Origin of the sequence: Arthrobacter sp. SIMBA_036, assembly GCF_046535135.1 — a bacterium.
Classification (GTDB): domain Bacteria; phylum Actinomycetota; class Actinomycetes; order Actinomycetales; family Micrococcaceae; genus Arthrobacter.
Genome location: NZ_JAWRXG010000206.1, coordinates 1 through 268, shown reverse-complemented (window position 1 = coordinate 268; position 268 = coordinate 1). Strand labels below are relative to the sequence as shown.

Sequence of the window (268 nt, the reverse complement as noted above, 5' to 3'; positions counted from 1 at the left end):
CGAAAGCGGCGAGCCAAGCCGCCCCGCGCCGCCAAGAAACGGCCGAGCAGCTCGTTGCCGCCATGGCTGCGGCCCGGGACCGCATCGCGGACGGTTTGGCCTTGCTGCGCGCGGACGACCGGGCGCGTCTGGCGTTCCGCATCATGAATCTGGCCATCGCCCGCGCCGCTCGGCGGCGCAACGCGGGCCCCAACGGCGATCCGGCGGCGCAGCCGGCACCGCGTTGGCGTCCGTTCCAGCTCGCCTTCATACTGCTGAACCTGCGGTC

Annotated in this window: 1 protein-coding gene; it reads left to right on the top strand. The window is 73.1% G+C overall.

Annotated elements, in window-relative coordinates; translation table 11 throughout:
* On the top strand, positions 1 to 268 hold a 268-nt coding region (locus SB659_RS19635), incomplete at both ends, for a hypothetical protein (protein ID WP_410551621.1).